Here is a 15,436-nt window from a genome sequence, read left to right as displayed (position 1 = left end):
GTGTAGCCGGGCTTTTAATGTCGTTAATGGAAATTTAATCTCAGCGTGGCAATAGCACTACTGCGGTGCGCAGCCTGGCCTTACCGTAGCGAGACAACTGAGCAAAATCTTCCAGCGCGATGGGAATATGCTGACAATCAATGGCCTGTTCTTTTTCGTCATCCAGGTCTGGATCGTGCAGATACAAACATTGCTCATCGATACCAGTTACTGTCACCCAGTGTGGTACTTTGTTGCCATTAAACTGATAGGTACTGATCAGGCACAATACCCGTCCCCCTTGCAGATAGACTTCAGCAATATCCTGCTGGGACAGTTCTGCCTGACAAACTTCAATATTGGCTTGTCTGGCCTGACGAAGAAACTGCTCTTCAACCGAGTTTAAAATGCGTTTGTTATTTTCGTTTCTGACGCCATCAGTGAACAGTGGAATTTCCTGATTCATATAAACTCTGGCTTCAAAACCACGTTTTACAGCGGCCAATGCTAACCCTAAGGGATGACAGCCACCGTGGCCTGAAGTCATAAAAATCGTGGTGGCTTCCCGCCAGATGTCCAACTCGGTGAGTTGTGACAACTTAAATTTTGGCTCCATTGAAGCCATTGCCATCATCAGCGCCGAAGGACCACAGGTAAATTCTGTGGTTTGTTGATACCAGGGAAATGCTTTGGTCGCTTTCGCACTGTATGCCTGTCGAATAGACTTTTGCATACGCAGCGCGTCAGACTCATCTTCATAATACTTTTGGTAAACGCCAAACACCTTGTAACCTTGCTTGCGGTATAGGTTGATTGCCGCTTCATTAGTGTTTGCCACTTCCAGTCGCATAAAGAACTTGCCCATTTCCACCGAGCTTTGCTCCAGTGCGGTGAGTAATCGACCAGATAACCCTGTACCGCGAGCCGACTGACTGAGCGCAATGGAATACAGGCGCGCCAGGCGCGTTCCTTTACGCATAATAACCAGGCCGTAACCTAACAACTCGTCCTGCTCAGACTTAGCCAACAGGAACACTCTGTTCTTCGCTTTTAACCAGTGCTGAAACTGCCTTTTACTCAATCGATCAGTAGCAAAACACTGGTTTTCCAATTCCACCAGAGCCTGAATATCGGAGCTTTTGGCTTCCTGAATCAGTTCTGTTGGTGCAACAATTTTCATTGCTGTATTCACTCTTTACCCCTAGCTTCCAGACGATCAGCAAACTCCTGCATCACCTGCATATAAAGCTCATCACCCAAATATTTATCTTCCACTTTACTCTCAATACTGGGGTTGTCATTCACTTCAATTACGTACACTTTGTCTTCAATTTGTTTCAGATCCACGCCATATAAACTATTACCAATAAAGCTACAGGCCTTAATCGCAGCATCCAACACCATCTTGGGCACTTCAAAGGTGGGCATGGTGTCAAAACCACCTGAAGTGCTACGTTTTGCACCATGGTTATATATTTGCCAGTGATTGCGTGCCATATGATAGCGACAGGCGTACAAGGCCCGTCCATTTAGCACTCCAATCCGCCAATCGAATTCGGTATACAGATATTCCTGCACCAGCACCAGCGCCGATTCTTTCAACAATTTAGATAAATACTCTTCCAGTTCTTTGCGCTCTTTGGCCTTAAACACGCCCAAAGAAAACGAGCTTTCGGGCAGCTTGAGTACCATCGGATAACCGAAGTCCAGCTCCAGTTGGTTCAGAATCTCAGGCGCATAGCGAGTGACAAACTGAGTTTTCGGTGCCGGTACTTTGTTGTAACTAAAAGCGTCTTGTAAAAACACTTTGTTGCAACAGCGCAATATTGACGTCGGATCATCCATCACCACTAAGCCTTCCTGCTCTGCTCTGCGAGACAAAGCATAGGTATGATTCTGAATCGCCGTAGTTTCGCGAATGAACAAGGCATCGTAGCGGTTCAATAAATCAATTTGCTCATGGGTTACCAGTTCAGCACGAATGCCATGTTGTTCAGCCGCTCTGACAAATTTGCTCAGCGCTACCTTGTCACTGGGCGGCGTTTTTTCATTTGGATTCACCAATATCGCCATGTCCCAACGGTATTTCTTGCGACTTTGACTACGCCAAACCTTACGGGTAAACAGGTCCAACTGTTTAAAAAACAATTGTTGCTGCGGCTGGCTCAGATTCTGAAAATATACATCCTGAACCACCACTTGCCACTGGCCATCTTTTTGATCAAGTAACACTCGCAAGATTGGGCTTGGAAACTTCACAAATAGGTATGTAGCAAGACGGCTCGCAGACTCTTCTTCACACCAACCGAAATACACCATAATGGGCTTATCGGTGATCACTTCCTGCGGTTTGATCAAACCACGTGGTAAGGTCAATACTACTCGCCCCGCTTTGTTATCCACATAAGCCAAATCATTAATGGTACTCACAGAAGGCATAACTTTGTGCTGTCTGGCTTCCGCCAGCAATGAACAGTGATAACCCTGACTCAAATAAGCCTCGGTATTGCACAGGTTAATTACCCGTGTTTTGCCTTCATTGAGTTTAGGGAACTCAGCCAGATAGTGAGCGAAATCCACAACTGTAGCATCCAGTGTGGGTAAATGATTGATGTCGTCGGCGACAACGATGGTCTTAGCCATTGTTAAATAGTTACCTTGTTTAGTGGTGAAATTAATATTCAGGCGCTTTTTACAGTGCCTGGTACCCGATTTAAAACGACATTTTTTTATCGTTACGAACAATTTTATTCGTTTCCACAGCGCTTAATTTTGCATCAATATGAATGTTGCCAACAATTAACCAGAGAGGAAAATGGCAACTTCTAAGATGACGTTTGATTCTGCGGATGAAAACGAACAATGGACCCGTAAAAACAACACGAACCTCTATTTACTAGACAGAAGTCTGTCTCGTATTAGAAGTAAAGACGGTCGTTCCAAAATACGCAAAATGCGTAAAGAAAAAAATTAACTGTTGAACTGGAAAATAAATGAAATTTAAAACGTTGTTAATCGCATCGTTACTGGCAGTGCAAACCAACGCCAGCGCTAATGAGTCAGAAAAATCACCAAAAGAGCTGTTAAACGAAATCATTGGCTACTGTAAAGATATCGCTGCAGATGAGGGTATTGGCAGTGCCTTATTGTCAGCCTACCTGCTTCAATGTGTCAATGCAGAACTGGAAGCCGAGGGGTACGCCCCTGTAGCTCAACTGCCTAAAAGCTAAGCAGTTAATACCAAATTCTTCGTGAAATGGGTGTCAATGGCACCCATTTTGTTTGTTCAACTTGTAATTTCTATCGATCCGAGGTATCAACGCATGAAAAGGTTTGAGATGTTTGATGCAATGGATATACGCTTTTTAAACACCTTTATTGAAGTGGCAAGAACACGGCATTTTGGCAAAGCCGCCGAAAACTTATATTTAACTCAATCAGCTGTGAGTGCCCGCATAAAGCAATTAGAAGAGTACTTCAATACTGCGCTCTTTGTGCGCCAGCGCAATAGTATTAAATTAACGCCGGCCGGCGAAAAGCTGCTGCCCTTTGCGGAAAACCTGAGCCACACTCTGGGCGAAGCCAGACGCTCTCTGAAAGACACGGAAATTCAGCATATTGTTATATCTGGCACTCCTAATGCTTGGGAGCTATATTTACAGGATGAGTTACCGGGAATTCAAAACCAATTTGCTGATCTGACCGTGCGTGCAGAAGTCATTAATAATGAATCCATGGTCCGGCTGCTTCACGAACGCCTGATAGACCTGGCTTTTAGCCTGGAACCCATCAAATCTGATGAAGTAGTCAGCGATTGTATCCTGACTTCGTCTTTGGCTCTTTACAGCAGCCATCAGCAAGATATTGAGCAAGCGTTGGAGCAATATATTCATATTGACTGGGGGGTAAAATCCAGCGAATCCATTGAAAAACAGTACCCTAAAACTCGTCAGGCCAACTTTCGAACAGGCTCAATTCAGGTGGCCTTGTCCTATTTTGCGAAAAATGGTGGAAGCCTGATCCTGCCTGACAAGATTGCAGATTCATTTTCTGGCAACATGCATCGCCTGGAAATGGTTCCTATCGAGATTAAGACCTATATCCACTACCTGTCAGACACCAACAAACGGGGCATGCAGGAAGTTATCGATTATTTATCCGGTGAATAATCTCCGGACGATGCCCTGCTGAGCCTGCAGATCGCCAAATAAGTTCCTTTTTTGCTACACTGAAAACAACTCACAACCACAGTGGCTAAATCTTGCATGAACTTTGAAATGCTGGGGAATTTTGGAGACTTTGTCGGCGGTATCGCGGTTGTTATCACCCTGCTATACCTGTCTTATCAGATACGCCAAAATACTAAAGAAGTGCGCAACAATTCGATTCAGGCGTTGCTGGAACGCAGTATTCATTTGTTTGAAGACAACATTAATTCGTCGCTCCCTGAAATTCTCGACAAACTGGATAATGGAGCCAGCATCGGCCAACCCGATAAGTGGCGAGTGGAAATGTTTGTCAGACGTAATTTCCAGCTCTATGAACTGGTATACCTGAAACACAAAGAGTGTCGAATTTCTCAGCAAGTAATGGAAGCCTACGAAAGACGCATGATAGCCACCATGCAACGTGACTATTTTGCTCAATGCTGGCAACAGGTAAGTCAGTTTTACACCGATGATTTTGTTAACTACGTGAACCAACTTCAATCCCACCAGAACTAATGCAGGACACCCATCTTAATTTACTCTGGACAGCCATTTAGTCGATTAAACAAGATATACAGACAGCCACAAAAACTGTACTTCAGTACAGTTTTCAAGTTCGTAATTTTGTGCAAAATGGAGACTCCTAAGCTCAGACTCAGGAGGAGTCCTAATGCCAAAAGCCCGGAAGGCACAAATCAGCCTTGAAGATACCGCCTATTACCACTGTGTTTCCCGCTGCGTGCGCAGGGCCTATTTATGCGGTGAAGATAAGTTAACCGGCAACAGCTATGAACACCGTCGCCAATGGGTTGAAGACCGAATTCACTTTTTATCTCAAATTTTCTCTATTGATGTCTGTGCTTATGCGGTGATGAGCAACCACACTCACCTGGTCCTTCATATTCATAAAGATTTATCAGACAGCTGGGAAGTCGAAGAAGTTATTCAGCGCTGGCATCGATTGCATAGAGGCACACTGTTAAGCCACCAATACCTGAACCCAGGGCAACGTCACCAAATGGGGGAATCTCAATTGTTTACTGTAGAAGAAACCGTTGAAGTTTGGCGACAACGACTTACCGACATCAGCTGGTTTATGCGCTCACTAAACGAATATATTGCCAGAGAAGCCAACAAAGAAGATGAATGCACTGGTAGGTTCTGGGAAGGAAGATTCAAATCTCAGGCGCTGTTAGATGAAGCGGCTCTTACCGCTTGCATGGCTTATGTGGATTTAAACCCCATCAGAGCCGGAATAGCTAGAACTCCGGAACAGTCGAACCACACTAGTATTCAGTACCGAATCAACGCCGCTAAAGCGGATAAAAATCCCAAATACCTCACACCTTTAGCAGGTAACTTTAAAGAACAAATAACTCATAGTTTGCCATTCCACTTAACAGACTATCTGGAATTAGTGGATATCACCGGCCGTGTGATACTGCATGACAAAAAGGGATCTATTCAGGAAGCAGTTCCTGACATTCTGCAACGTCTAAATCTGAAGCCTGAACAATGGCTGGACCTCACTACTCAATTTGAAAACTGTTTTCATCATGCTGCTGGTAGTGAATCTTGTTTGGAAACCTACGGACATCGGCGCAATTTAAAACGTCTCAGGGATAGATACAGCGCTATCCAACTATTTGGCTGAGTTAAACCTTAGCAGCCTAATACGCAATTACTATAGAGTAAGGCAACCTCACGCCCGAATTCTCTTACCTTCTTCATATCCACAATTTTAAAGCACAAATATTGCTAAACCCGGGCCTTCCGTAATCAATCTGAGTGACGAAGAGACCTCAATCAGAACAATGAACTCTGAAAACCAAAATCCCATTGGCTTTTTAGGCTGGGTGTCTAGATAAACTAGATTGGATGTCTCGATAATCTAAGCTGGGTGTCTTAATAATTTATTAATAATTTACTTATTGCGATGAGAGCATCCAGGCCAGCAACAGGGGCGCTTTTTGCCGGCTAAGATGTCATTTACCAGGCGCTGAGTGCGTTTAATTTTTGTTTCTGATTTTTTAGCATCTGCCAGCCAGCACAGCCACTCGTTACGAGCTAAAGGCGTTAACGCCTGCCAGTTATCTAACAATTCTGTGTTACTGCTCAGTATTGCTGTCAGCTCGTCAGATACATCATGCACAACACCGCCTTTAATATCCATATCACACCTGTCAGGATTTGCTGCGGGCGGGTTCAAATTCGTCATAGCGCGGAAGCAGCGCATCCATATCATCCCAGTTGGCTTTAGATCCCATAAAATTATGAGAGCCTGGTCGCTCATTGATATCGCTATCTAAGATACCCAAACGCAAACGTAGCTTGTCAGGATTATCGGCGTTGGAGCTATACACCGGGGAAGCACACTGGCCACAAAAATGGCGTTTTTTACCGGGTTTAACTTCATAACTGGCCATTTTATTTTGAGCATCAATAACTTTGAAGTCTGCCGTATTGATAAAACCATTAGTGGCATAAGCTGTGCCACTGTTCTTACGACACAATGAACAGTGACAGTGAATGATATCGCTAATCTTACCTGTAAGTTCTATTTTAATTGCGCCACACAGGCAGCTACCATGATACATATTTTCTTCCGTTTCAAATTCCATGATGACGACGAATATGGGTTACTAACCCATTCTCATTAAACTCCAGCGAAAGTAAATTAACCGTGGAGTATTCGATAAACTGCTCCAGATGTGCCGGTTTCCCTTTCGCGTGCTCTTTATACTTAACGAAAACGACATTGCGTCCCACCATCATATCCAAAATCTCCATGTGGCTAAATTCAATTTCATCGCTTAGTTTTGCCAGCATTCCATTTTTAAGTTCTGTTTTATCGGTCAGAGTAACATTAAATTTGACATGCTCATCCACAAACTCATCGGCAATCAATGCAATGAAGCGATCAATATCCTTTTCTGAAGAATCAGGTTGCTGGCGGGCATTTTTAGCAGCAATAAAAGCTTGAGCTTTGGTAATCAACGCCTGTTCAGAGAGTGGCTCAGCGCTTGTGCCCACTGTAATAAAACTCAGTAAAATCAGGCATATCTGAGTCATTTTCATAACTTATCCTCTTGGGCAATTCTAACTTGATGCTGATACATACCCCGCAACGCGTTATACAATCCCGCCGGAAACGTCAAACCATGGCTGTCATAGTTAAATGACTCTGAAAGCAGGGACAAATCCAACGGGCGGTTCTTGCGAATTGCAGCTTCAAACTGGTTATAAACATCTCTCATCTCACCGGCTTCATTGCCAATATTGAGATACAAAAACCCGGGCTGAACCTCGCCAGAAACGATATAGTCTTGTGCAGCAACAGAGGTTTCTCTTGCTCCCCACCACACAGCCGGACTAAACGCCAAATGCGCCTGAAAAAGCTCAGGGTAAGCATGAAAACTATGCACCACCAAGAGGCCCGCTACAGAATGTCCGGCAATGGCATTGTAGGTATTAGTTCGGTAATCCGCATTTATTGCTGGCATTAATTCAGTTTTTAAAAACTGTAGAAATTTATCACCGCCCCCTCCTGCGCCTATAGGGCCTCTGGGATCTCGATTCACAGTTGGAGAATAATCCCTAATGCGATCTGTACTATGAATGGCTACCACTAGTTGCTCTTTAGCACCACCAGAGATTACCATTCTTCGATTTACTTCGGCCACCAGTGCGCCATTGCTCTCGCCGTCTAACACGTAAATTACAGGATATTTTGTGGCAGTATCTACACTATAAGAAGCCGGAAAATAAACGGTTATGCTACGAGTCTCGTTGAGAATGTCTGAATGAAGTTCAAAGCTTTTATTTGTTTTCGAAGGTTGTTGATTTTCCGCCTGGCTAATAAAAGCAAGCACAGTAAAACTTATCACCAGAATCCATCTCACTATTATTCTTTCCTTTTATATTGTTTTTTTATTGTTTTAAAACTAGGGCTTAAACGCTTGCAAATGTTGCTTTCCCGGGCCAGCAATATACTCCCAGGGAGCTTTGCTATCAACGAAGAGATGATGTTTAACCTGCAACTCGTCATAGCCACTGTCCAGCAAACTCACCGGCACATAAGTATGTAACTCGTCATTCTTAGCCGGCAGTGGTGAACCACAATGCTGGCAAAAATTACACAACCAGTCATGATTTGGCTTTGTCCATTGACGAATAGAGTCGCTGCCGCTGACAACCCTGAATGAGGAATCGGGAACGATTGTCACAGCGATACCACCACTGCCGGTTGCTTTACGACAAATTGAGCAATGACATACAAAAACATCAGTTAAAGCTTGAAGAAGTTCAAATTTAACCTTGCCACAATTGCAAGAACCGATTGCTTTGATTTCAGAATTATTATTTTTATTCATGGCCGATAGTTTAACTACAAAAGGCCGCAATATGCTAAAAGATTTACAGCTTATGGGTTAACGCGTCTCTTCGCAGCTGCAGGGCTAATCTTAACCCAGACAAATAAATAGATAATGATGAGTTTGGTAATCGCACTAGTAGTGGCTAAAAGTATCAGCGGCCAACTTTCTATTACCGGCATTGTCAGCGCGAAGGCGATGGTTGAGAAGTCCATAACTAAAATAAACTGACTCATTTTCAGGTTTATTGCCCCGGTATGCCCTGAATCAATCACCAGTTTTATCTGATGCCAATATCCCTGTGCCAATAAAAAAGAAACGGTACAGAGCATCATAGTAGAGACAACTTTCCCTTCATCAACAAATGTTCCAGCCGACAGGAGACCCAAAAGCGCCACAACTAAACTGACTGAGCAGCTAATGAAACTCATGGTTGATGATCGGGTATTACGAGCAACCCATATTTCATACAAAATCATGAGTACCAGAACAGCGGCAACTAATCGCGGCCAAACAATATAGTGATTAAAAGGCTCTACAGAGAAGCCGTAAATAAAAAAAGCCAGATACGCCAAGTAACTTACCGTAAACTGATTCAACGATAATAATGAGGTACTTTCGCTTCTGAGCCTGGCAGTGCTCTTGCGTTGCCAAACCGTGTTTAGCTGTGCGTAAATTCCATAAACACTAACAACTATCAGGAGCGAATTTAAAGTTCCGAAAAATACATACCAGTCCATTACACATCCATTGCAAAGCAACAATGTCGACAACGTTAAATCAAAAACTTTTAATTGACTAATAAGATTCGTGAATAATCAACATATTGTCGACAATGATGCGATAAACAGCTAGTCTGGCTCAGGAGGATCACCACCGTCTTCTTTGCGCTTACGCTGTTCTTGCTTTGCTTTTTCTACATTTTTAAATTGCGGCGGCGGGATTGGAAAGATGGAAATGAGAGGAAAAAGTGCCAAAAACAAATAAGCGCCTTTAGGCATCTTACGACCCCATTTAACCAGACGCCACATTCCAGCAATCAACAGGGCTATTAACAGTAATAAAGCTAATACCAATAACAAGGCATATTCGGTTTGCAGGAGTGAGGTTATTTCCATGAGCCATTTTTTTAAAGATTGAAACTCTGTATTTAGGCTTGAGCCAGGAATTATCAATAGATAGCGCGAGCTAATTTGCTCAGCTCGCGCGACGTGTAAGTTTGCTCCTAAACCGAATAGTCAGGGTTTTGCTGTTACATGAGGGTAAATTTCCCTTCTTTTTGCAGATCGCTGATAAAGAAAGGAAGTCGGCACTGACAAAAGCAGCGCCGAAAGAGCATTAAAAGGCTGCTGAGTGATCTAATTGACTTTTAATTATTAACTTTAACCACTTTTGTCCCGCCCAGATAATCGTGAATACAGCGACGAGCCTTACCAAAAGCAAACATCACATTGACCAAATTTAAAAACTGCCCCACAAACGGGATTTGAGGAACAAACCAATAAAAGCCATAGCGCTTTGCCAGACAATCGAAATCCACTGGCTTGTTATCGATTTTAACAATTTTAATATCTAACGCCTTCTTGCCCCAGGTTTGCCCATCTCTAAGCATGATTTTGCCATGTATAACAGCAAAAATAACAATGCCCGCCATACCCATCAAAAACGTGTAGAGTAACGGCTGTTGTACGCCTTCTGAGAGGCCTTTAAACCCTCCGGTTAAATACATCAATGGAATTGTAAAAGGTAGTATCGTCAACATATCCAATATGGACGCCCCGATCCTGCTCCATCGGCTAGCCAGCTCCGAGTTATCAGTTTCTTTATTATCTACGTTTGCTTCAGGTGGAGAATAAAGGTTTTCTTCCATGATTTTCCTCATTTATGTGGATTGTTAAAAAATTCATACATCAATTGGATCGTATAATACCCAATCCCTGCCAAAATTCATCTGGGTATTGAAGTTGGGGTTTGCCTGCCCAACCCCGAGTGACATTGAGGCGGTAGCCTTGTTGATATTTCTCATAGGTAACTGAGTTCAGAGCAATCTGATCCCAGTCCCCCGTGTATTTAAGTTCGGATAAAGACTGCGGATATTCACCAAAACGCACTTTGTGCAGTTCCACCAGCGCTATTGCGGTTTTAAAATGCTGATCGCCAAACATTTGATCCGCTTCTTGCTGAAACTCACAACCGCTAAGCAACAACAAACTAATACCAATGACCACAGACTTCATAAGCTTTTCCCTAAATATAAATCCCTTCGAATGCCTATAATAGCTCTAAATATTAATGGATTCCAAGCCTCAATAATACACAAGCCGAACAGGGTTATTTTCTACCCATTAACATTTAGAAATACTTATCTATAAACAATCATATTTCCTTGATGTAACATGCGCGCCGAAAACCTCAGGTGCCTGGGGTTAGGTTTTGAAAAGGAATAAAAAATGAAGTACAGATTAGCAGCCATCGCACTAATGGCCTCTACTGCAGTCAGCGCAGAAAGCTACAACACTTTTATAGATGTTAATCATGTTGATAGTGGTGATTATGACAGCACAGGTTTAGGTATCACCCATTACTTTGGTGCCAAAGAAACCCGCGGCCCCCTGGATGAATTTAAATTCATCAACAGTAAATCATTTATCAAGGCCTCTTACTCCGACAGTGATTTCTCCAAAAATACCCAAGTCAGCGGACAATGGTATGCAGACAACGGCTTATTTCTGGGCGCAGGATACATATACTCTGATTTTGACAGCGACTTGCTAAGTGACAGCTCAACTGATGCCTTTACCGGAACCATCGGTTATCAGGCATCGGAAACCTGGTCAGTGTCCACCACCCTGATTGACGTTGAAGATCAGGACACCATGGCCTTGTTTGACGTTAACTACGAGCACGACCTGGGCAACAACGACTTCCTGGCTTTTAGCTATGGTACTAACGATGATACCGACTTTCACAGATTGGGTGTGCGTTACTTCAATACCCTGGATAATGGTCAATACCTGGTTTTGAATGCCGGTTACACAGATTATGAAGATGGCGATGAGAGCTGGAATTTAGGTTCTGAATGGTACTTCAACAACTATACCTCAGTATTTGCCAACATCGGTGATGACGATACCTGGCAGCTGGGTGCGCAGCATTACTTCAATAAAACATGGGCGGTTAGAGCAGCTTATGGTGATAGTGATAACGCACCGGACTCTACCTGGGCCGAAGGGCTTGAATATACTCGGTTAATTATTTCCAAATAGCACTTCATGGCGGTAGTCATCACTTCCGGCACACCAGCCCATTTTTTGTGGTTTCGTCTTTTTCTTTTTGTCTTTGTGCTGGTTTAACAGATTCAGAGCCAGCCGCCTGAAGCAGGCTATATTGATGGCGGAATTGCCGGCGTACATTCTCTGATCATCCTCCCTGAACGTCACATCCAACACATGATGCTGACTGTTTTCTATGTACCAGTGGCGTCGGGTAGCCTTCATCAGTTCGTCAAGCGTCAGTTGTTCAGTACAGACATAATAATGGGTCTCATGGCTGGTTTGTCCTTTGACAGAGCGTTCTCTCACTACCGCGGCTATCGTTTTCAGGTCTGACCATTTTTCTTTTAGTTGCCCCTCAAGGATGAGGTCTGTTGACCAGACCGTGCGGGTTTCTTTTCGCCCATGTCCGGTTTCACTTTCGCTTAAACTGGTCTGTTCTGCCTCAGGTAAAGCCCAATATTTCTGGAACAGTGTATCTACCGCCTCAAGTAACGTGGGTTGATTTTTCTTGCACTGTACCAAAGCAATCCCTTTTTGTTCTTTAATCTGGTGGATAGTCTCTACCTGACAGTGAAGTGCGTCCAGGGTCAGAATAGCCCCGGTAATGTCCAGCGATTCAATTAACTCCCGGGCCATTGCCAGCTCATTTCCTTTGCCTCGTCCGGCTTTGTGATACAACACCAGCCCCTGTTCCACATCAAATGCAGAAACCATGCTCAATGGCGTTGAGCCGCTATATTTCGCGACACCTCGTACATCTTTGCCGTCAATAGCAATATGTTGAAACTGGTTTTCTTCCCTGACCGCATTTACCCAGGAAACCAACGCTGCCATTAATGATTCAGGTACCATAGTTCTGATGATACGGGCGACATTTTGTTGGGTGGGTATCCCGTATTCAAAAGGCAGATATTGTCTTAGCCAGTCCAGTCGTGTTTCGCCAAAAACATGAATATCAGCCCAGGATTTACTGCCACTTATGAGGGCACTTATCAACAGGAATGACATCTCCAGCACAGGATAATCCTGATTAACATGAGATCGGGTATCAGACACTTTTTGAAGATGAACAAGAATTTCCATGACGCGGCCTTTATGAGAGACAAATCGGGCCAGGATGGAGTGAACAGAGTTCAGTGTAAAGCTATTTCATTGGCTTATGCCACAATGTGATCGTTAAAGGGGGTGTTATATCAAAAAGTTTGATCATGCCCTTACCTGGGCCGTTAACCTGAGAGCACAGTTTTAAGTTAACTAAGCTTAATTAAGATCAATAATACAGGTGGATAGTTGTAGCAATTCACCTGTATTTATTGCCTACTTAAAACTCTTCAGGTTTCAATATTATCTGGTAATTTTCCGAATTCAGGAGTTACTCCCTGGCCTGTGATTTCTTGAATAAATTTCACCCAATCAGCACGACTATCCATAAATATTTTCGCCGTTGGCTTTATGTTTACCTCACAATCAAGACTACCAGCGGGAATGACGACATAATCCAGTTCTTTATCGTAGGTTGGTAGCGGTGAGCCACAATGCTGACAAAAACTTCGAGTATGTAAGCTATTAGTCAGCTTAAACCTCTTTACTTCAGAACCGCCTTTTAACCAATTTAATGTACCGGACTTGATAAATAAGTTGGCAGCATGAGCTGTGCCAGTGCCTTTCTGGCATCTGGTGCAATGACACAGATAGAATGATTCAATCTCTCCTGACACTTCAAAATGAACACTATCGCAAAGGCAGGAACCTTGATAGCCGACACCCATAATACAAATCCCTGATTCATTATTTATGTCGGCCACAATGCTATATTGAGGTAATTTAATCAACCTTTCCGTTGGTTTTAAGCCAGTGACGGTCTTCCTGTCAGTTGGATAGTTTGAGAACCTTTCCAGCGCAATAACAAGGCAATTGCCAACAAATCAACAACTACGGCAACCACTGTCGCTTCAGGACCAAAGGCGCCGCCAGTTAACCACTCAGGATTGTTAGTCACTGTTGGCTGCAGCCAGCCCTCATGTCCATGACCACTGACCGCAAAACCAAACAGATTTCCCTGCGACCAATTCCAACCCAGGTGCATTCCGATGGGCAGTGCAAGGCTTCCAGTGCGGATAAGCGCCAGTCCCCATAAAATAGCTCCCAGGCCGATATCAATTGAGGCCCAAATTAAAGTGGGGCCTTCCATTTCAGGGTTGCTCCAATGGCCTATTGCGAACAGCAGCGCCATACCAATTTGAGCCGGCCAGATCCCAATACCATCCATCAGACGTTGAAACAAAAATCCACGAAACAGCATTTCTTCCATGATGGCAGCAAACAAAAAGACATAAAAACCTACCAACAAAACATCAAGACTACGCTTTATATTTAGCTCAAAGCTGACACTGCCTGTTATCCACATTACCGCCACAATAATGGCCATCTGAATCAGCCCAAACAGTAAACCAGCCTGTAACAACCTGAACGCTCTGAAATTGAACACTATGCCCGCCTTTGATAATGATTCCTTACGCAACCAACAACATAGCCAGGTAACCGCCAGAATAAGTATTACGGACAAGGGATCTAACCAGAGTTCACCGACTCCGGCATCCGTTAAGGTAGATTTAATAAAGCTGTAGAGTGGCCGGGTTAAAGCAATCAAGCCAATAAATAACAGTATCCAGTAACCGTTGCGCAGTTGTCCTTGTTGATTCATTAATAGTTTTTTCATTTGGTGTTCTCTTATTGTTGTAGGAATGTGTTCCTGAGCAATATTGCACAGCTTGTGCCAGAGAATTACCACTACATATCAAGGAGTTAAGAGTTCTATGAAATATGAGAATAGTGAATATGACTAAATATCAAAGATATTAACTAAATGTAAACAAAGTTAACCAATTGAAAGTAAGGGGCAATGATTACCCAGAAAACTCGCTGAATCAGAACAATAAATTCAGCGAGCTTTTGATTCAATCAGTTAAAAGAGACTTTCTTCCTGTTTTATTAACCGCAGGATGTTGTCGTTTGAACGATTGCGCACCTGAGCATCGCACTGTCGGTAAGTTAATAATATCAACACCGGTATCAAATGGAAGAAAAGTAAACGTCTCCCACTCTTTAAAATGAGACACCTCGTTAGTAATAGTGCCGTCAGGCTTGGCTTGTAAAAAGCGACCCCAATGAGTTTTAAAACCAATTTGATGCTGTGCCTGCAAACAAGCCGTTGTAGATTGCTTATTGTGTAATGTCATGGTTTCCCAAGACCGTAACCAGGTGGGTTCAGCATCGATACGGCCATCGCTGAAAGCCCGCACGTAATTACCGTAAACGGTTTTCAGTGCCACTTTGTCTCCGTGTTTCAAACAACTGACATCAGCGCCCTCTACCGGTACGATAAAAAAGGTTTGCCATCCTGCCGGCCGATGATAATCCCTTAATGTTGAGCCACCGCCTCCTTCAGCTGTTAACCAGGTATTGTGATAAGTCTGCAAATAGACTTTGATTTCACTGGCCAAAGTTGCCTGGCAAAAGAAGCCTGTACCGATTGCAATAAGCCACATAATCGGTGACCACCGTAGGGTGTCTTTATTCATGTTATTTACCTAAATTTATT

The 15,436-nt window shown here is 43.5% G+C and carries 21 protein-coding genes; 6 read left to right on the top strand and 15 right to left on the bottom strand.

Annotation, left to right across the window (positions count from 1 at the left end):
- Positions 1-40 precede the first annotated feature (40 nt).
- Both ACXAD8_RS02800 and ACXAD8_RS02795 read right to left on the bottom strand, forming a co-directional pair.
- Positions 41-1,159 carry a peptidase C39 family protein gene (locus ACXAD8_RS02800; protein ID WP_475224640.1) on the bottom strand — a complete coding sequence of 373 codons (1,119 nt, stop codon included), beginning with the start codon at positions 1,157-1,159 and terminating at the stop codon, positions 41-43.
- A gap of 8 nt (positions 1,160-1,167) precedes the next feature.
- Positions 1,168-2,622, bottom strand: coding sequence for a RimK family protein (locus ACXAD8_RS02795; protein ID WP_475224638.1), 1,455 nt, complete (start codon positions 2,620-2,622; stop codon positions 1,168-1,170).
- Positions 2,623-2,794: 172 nt separating this feature from the next.
- Between ACXAD8_RS02795 and ACXAD8_RS02790 the strand changes: the two genes are divergently transcribed.
- From ACXAD8_RS02790 to ACXAD8_RS02770, 5 genes are all read left to right on the top strand, one after another.
- Positions 2,795-2,953, top strand: a complete 159-nt coding sequence (locus ACXAD8_RS02790; protein ID WP_475224636.1) for a hypothetical protein — start codon at positions 2,795-2,797, stop codon at positions 2,951-2,953.
- Positions 2,954-2,972: 19 nt separating this feature from the next.
- Positions 2,973-3,209 (top strand): hypothetical protein, encoded by a 237-nt coding sequence (locus ACXAD8_RS02785; protein WP_475224633.1) that lies wholly within the window; start codon positions 2,973-2,975, stop codon positions 3,207-3,209.
- Positions 3,210-3,302: 93 nt separating this feature from the next.
- Positions 3,303-4,148, top strand: a complete 846-nt coding sequence (locus ACXAD8_RS02780; protein ID WP_475224631.1) for a LysR family transcriptional regulator — start codon at positions 3,303-3,305, stop codon at positions 4,146-4,148.
- 96 nt (positions 4,149-4,244) lie between these two features.
- Positions 4,245-4,703: a hypothetical protein gene (locus tag ACXAD8_RS02775; protein ID WP_475224628.1), complete on the top strand. Its 459-nt coding sequence runs from the start codon at positions 4,245-4,247 to the stop codon at positions 4,701-4,703.
- A gap of 154 nt (positions 4,704-4,857) precedes the next feature.
- Positions 4,858-5,841 (top strand): transposase, encoded by a 984-nt coding sequence (locus tag ACXAD8_RS02770; RefSeq protein WP_475224625.1) that lies wholly within the window; start codon positions 4,858-4,860, stop codon positions 5,839-5,841.
- Between the two features lie 270 nt (positions 5,842-6,111).
- Here the strand turns inward: ACXAD8_RS02770 and ACXAD8_RS02765 are convergent, their stop codons facing one another.
- The 9 genes from ACXAD8_RS02765 to ACXAD8_RS02725 form a co-directional block, all read right to left on the bottom strand.
- A complete protein-coding gene (locus ACXAD8_RS02765; RefSeq protein ID WP_475224622.1) occupies positions 6,112-6,360 on the bottom strand; it encodes a YdeI/OmpD-associated family protein in 249 nt (82 codons plus the stop codon).
- Between the two features lie 10 nt (positions 6,361-6,370).
- Positions 6,371-6,784 (bottom strand): GFA family protein, encoded by a 414-nt coding sequence (locus ACXAD8_RS02760; RefSeq protein WP_475224620.1) that lies wholly within the window; start codon positions 6,782-6,784, stop codon positions 6,371-6,373.
- 13 nt (positions 6,785-6,797) lie between these two features.
- A complete protein-coding gene (locus ACXAD8_RS02755) occupies positions 6,798-7,265 on the bottom strand; it encodes a nuclear transport factor 2 family protein (RefSeq protein WP_475224617.1) in 468 nt (155 codons plus the stop codon).
- A complete protein-coding gene (locus ACXAD8_RS02750) occupies positions 7,262-8,089 on the bottom strand; it encodes an alpha/beta hydrolase (RefSeq protein WP_475224615.1) in 828 nt (275 codons plus the stop codon). Before ACXAD8_RS02750 ends, ACXAD8_RS02755 begins: the two co-directional genes overlap by 4 nt.
- A 42-nt stretch (positions 8,090-8,131) precedes the next feature.
- Entirely contained in the window at positions 8,132-8,560 is a 429-nt protein-coding gene (locus ACXAD8_RS02745) for a GFA family protein (RefSeq protein WP_475224612.1), read from the bottom strand.
- A 50-nt stretch (positions 8,561-8,610) separates the two neighbouring features.
- A complete protein-coding gene (locus ACXAD8_RS02740; protein WP_475224610.1) occupies positions 8,611-9,300 on the bottom strand; it encodes a hypothetical protein in 690 nt (229 codons plus the stop codon).
- A gap of 111 nt (positions 9,301-9,411) precedes the next feature.
- Entirely contained in the window at positions 9,412-9,678 is a 267-nt protein-coding gene (locus ACXAD8_RS02735; RefSeq protein WP_475224607.1) for a hypothetical protein, read from the bottom strand.
- Positions 9,679-9,929: 251 nt separating this feature from the next.
- Positions 9,930-10,430, bottom strand: a complete 501-nt coding sequence (locus tag ACXAD8_RS02730) for an RDD family protein (protein ID WP_475224605.1) — start codon at positions 10,428-10,430, stop codon at positions 9,930-9,932.
- Between the two features lie 40 nt (positions 10,431-10,470).
- Positions 10,471-10,797: a hypothetical protein gene (locus ACXAD8_RS02725; RefSeq protein ID WP_475224603.1), complete on the bottom strand. Its 327-nt coding sequence runs from the start codon at positions 10,795-10,797 to the stop codon at positions 10,471-10,473.
- 213 nt (positions 10,798-11,010) lie between these two features.
- Here ACXAD8_RS02725 and ACXAD8_RS02720 point away from each other — a divergent pair, with 213 nt between their 5' ends.
- Positions 11,011-11,826, top strand: a complete 816-nt coding sequence (locus ACXAD8_RS02720; RefSeq protein WP_475224600.1) for a putative porin — start codon at positions 11,011-11,013, stop codon at positions 11,824-11,826.
- Here the strand turns inward: ACXAD8_RS02720 and ACXAD8_RS02715 are convergent.
- The 4 genes from ACXAD8_RS02715 to ACXAD8_RS02700 all read right to left on the bottom strand — a co-directional run bounded on the left by ACXAD8_RS02715 (position 11,809) and on the right by ACXAD8_RS02700 (position 15,416).
- Positions 11,809-12,918, bottom strand: coding sequence for an ISAs1 family transposase (locus ACXAD8_RS02715; protein WP_475224598.1), 1,110 nt, complete (start codon positions 12,916-12,918; stop codon positions 11,809-11,811). The genes ACXAD8_RS02720 and ACXAD8_RS02715 overlap by 18 nt on opposite strands.
- 248 nt (positions 12,919-13,166) lie before the next feature.
- A complete protein-coding gene (locus tag ACXAD8_RS02710; RefSeq protein WP_475224595.1) occupies positions 13,167-13,667 on the bottom strand; it encodes a GFA family protein in 501 nt (166 codons plus the stop codon).
- A 14-nt stretch (positions 13,668-13,681) separates the two neighbouring features.
- Positions 13,682-14,554: a lysostaphin resistance A-like protein gene (locus ACXAD8_RS02705; protein WP_475224593.1), complete on the bottom strand. Its 873-nt coding sequence runs from the start codon at positions 14,552-14,554 to the stop codon at positions 13,682-13,684.
- Between the two features lie 238 nt (positions 14,555-14,792).
- Entirely contained in the window at positions 14,793-15,416 is a 624-nt protein-coding gene (locus tag ACXAD8_RS02700; protein WP_475224590.1) for a fascin domain-containing protein, read from the bottom strand.
- Between the last annotated feature and the right edge of the window lie 20 nt (positions 15,417-15,436).

The organism is Planctobacterium sp. AWH2_060 (genome assembly GCF_056158425.1).
This window is presented reverse-complemented; position numbering and strand designations above follow the sequence as displayed.

Coding starts and splice junctions, on each gene's coding strand:
- ACXAD8_RS02800 (WP_475224640.1), bottom strand. CDS start 1,159: ATGAAAATTGTTGCACCAACAGAACTGATTCAGGAAGCCAAAAGCTCC.
- ACXAD8_RS02795 (WP_475224638.1), bottom strand. CDS start 2,622: ATGGCTAAGACCATCGTTGTCGCCGACGACATCAATCATTTACCCACA.
- ACXAD8_RS02790 (WP_475224636.1), top strand. CDS start 2,795: ATGGCAACTTCTAAGATGACGTTTGATTCTGCGGATGAAAACGAACAA.
- ACXAD8_RS02785 (WP_475224633.1), top strand. CDS start 2,973: ATGAAATTTAAAACGTTGTTAATCGCATCGTTACTGGCAGTGCAAACC.
- ACXAD8_RS02780 (WP_475224631.1), top strand. CDS start 3,303: ATGAAAAGGTTTGAGATGTTTGATGCAATGGATATACGCTTTTTAAAC.
- ACXAD8_RS02775 (WP_475224628.1), top strand. CDS start 4,245: ATGAACTTTGAAATGCTGGGGAATTTTGGAGACTTTGTCGGCGGTATC.
- ACXAD8_RS02770 (WP_475224625.1), top strand. CDS start 4,858: ATGCCAAAAGCCCGGAAGGCACAAATCAGCCTTGAAGATACCGCCTAT.
- ACXAD8_RS02765 (WP_475224622.1), bottom strand. CDS start 6,360: ATGGATATTAAAGGCGGTGTTGTGCATGATGTATCTGACGAGCTGACA.
- ACXAD8_RS02760 (WP_475224620.1), bottom strand. CDS start 6,784: ATGTATCATGGTAGCTGCCTGTGTGGCGCAATTAAAATAGAACTTACA.
- ACXAD8_RS02755 (WP_475224617.1), bottom strand. CDS start 7,265: ATGAAAATGACTCAGATATGCCTGATTTTACTGAGTTTTATTACAGTG.
- ACXAD8_RS02745 (WP_475224612.1), bottom strand. CDS start 8,560: ATGAATAAAAATAATAATTCTGAAATCAAAGCAATCGGTTCTTGCAAT.
- ACXAD8_RS02740 (WP_475224610.1), bottom strand. CDS start 9,300: ATGGACTGGTATGTATTTTTCGGAACTTTAAATTCGCTCCTGATAGTT.
- ACXAD8_RS02735 (WP_475224607.1), bottom strand. CDS start 9,678: ATGGAAATAACCTCACTCCTGCAAACCGAATATGCCTTGTTATTGGTA.
- ACXAD8_RS02730 (WP_475224605.1), bottom strand. CDS start 10,430: ATGGAAGAAAACCTTTATTCTCCACCTGAAGCAAACGTAGATAATAAA.
- ACXAD8_RS02725 (WP_475224603.1), bottom strand. CDS start 10,797: ATGAAGTCTGTGGTCATTGGTATTAGTTTGTTGTTGCTTAGCGGTTGT.
- ACXAD8_RS02720 (WP_475224600.1), top strand. CDS start 11,011: ATGAAGTACAGATTAGCAGCCATCGCACTAATGGCCTCTACTGCAGTC.
- ACXAD8_RS02715 (WP_475224598.1), bottom strand. CDS start 12,918: ATGGAAATTCTTGTTCATCTTCAAAAAGTGTCTGATACCCGATCTCAT.
- ACXAD8_RS02705 (WP_475224593.1), bottom strand. CDS start 14,554: ATGAAAAAACTATTAATGAATCAACAAGGACAACTGCGCAACGGTTAC.
- ACXAD8_RS02700 (WP_475224590.1), bottom strand. CDS start 15,416: ATGAATAAAGACACCCTACGGTGGTCACCGATTATGTGGCTTATTGCA.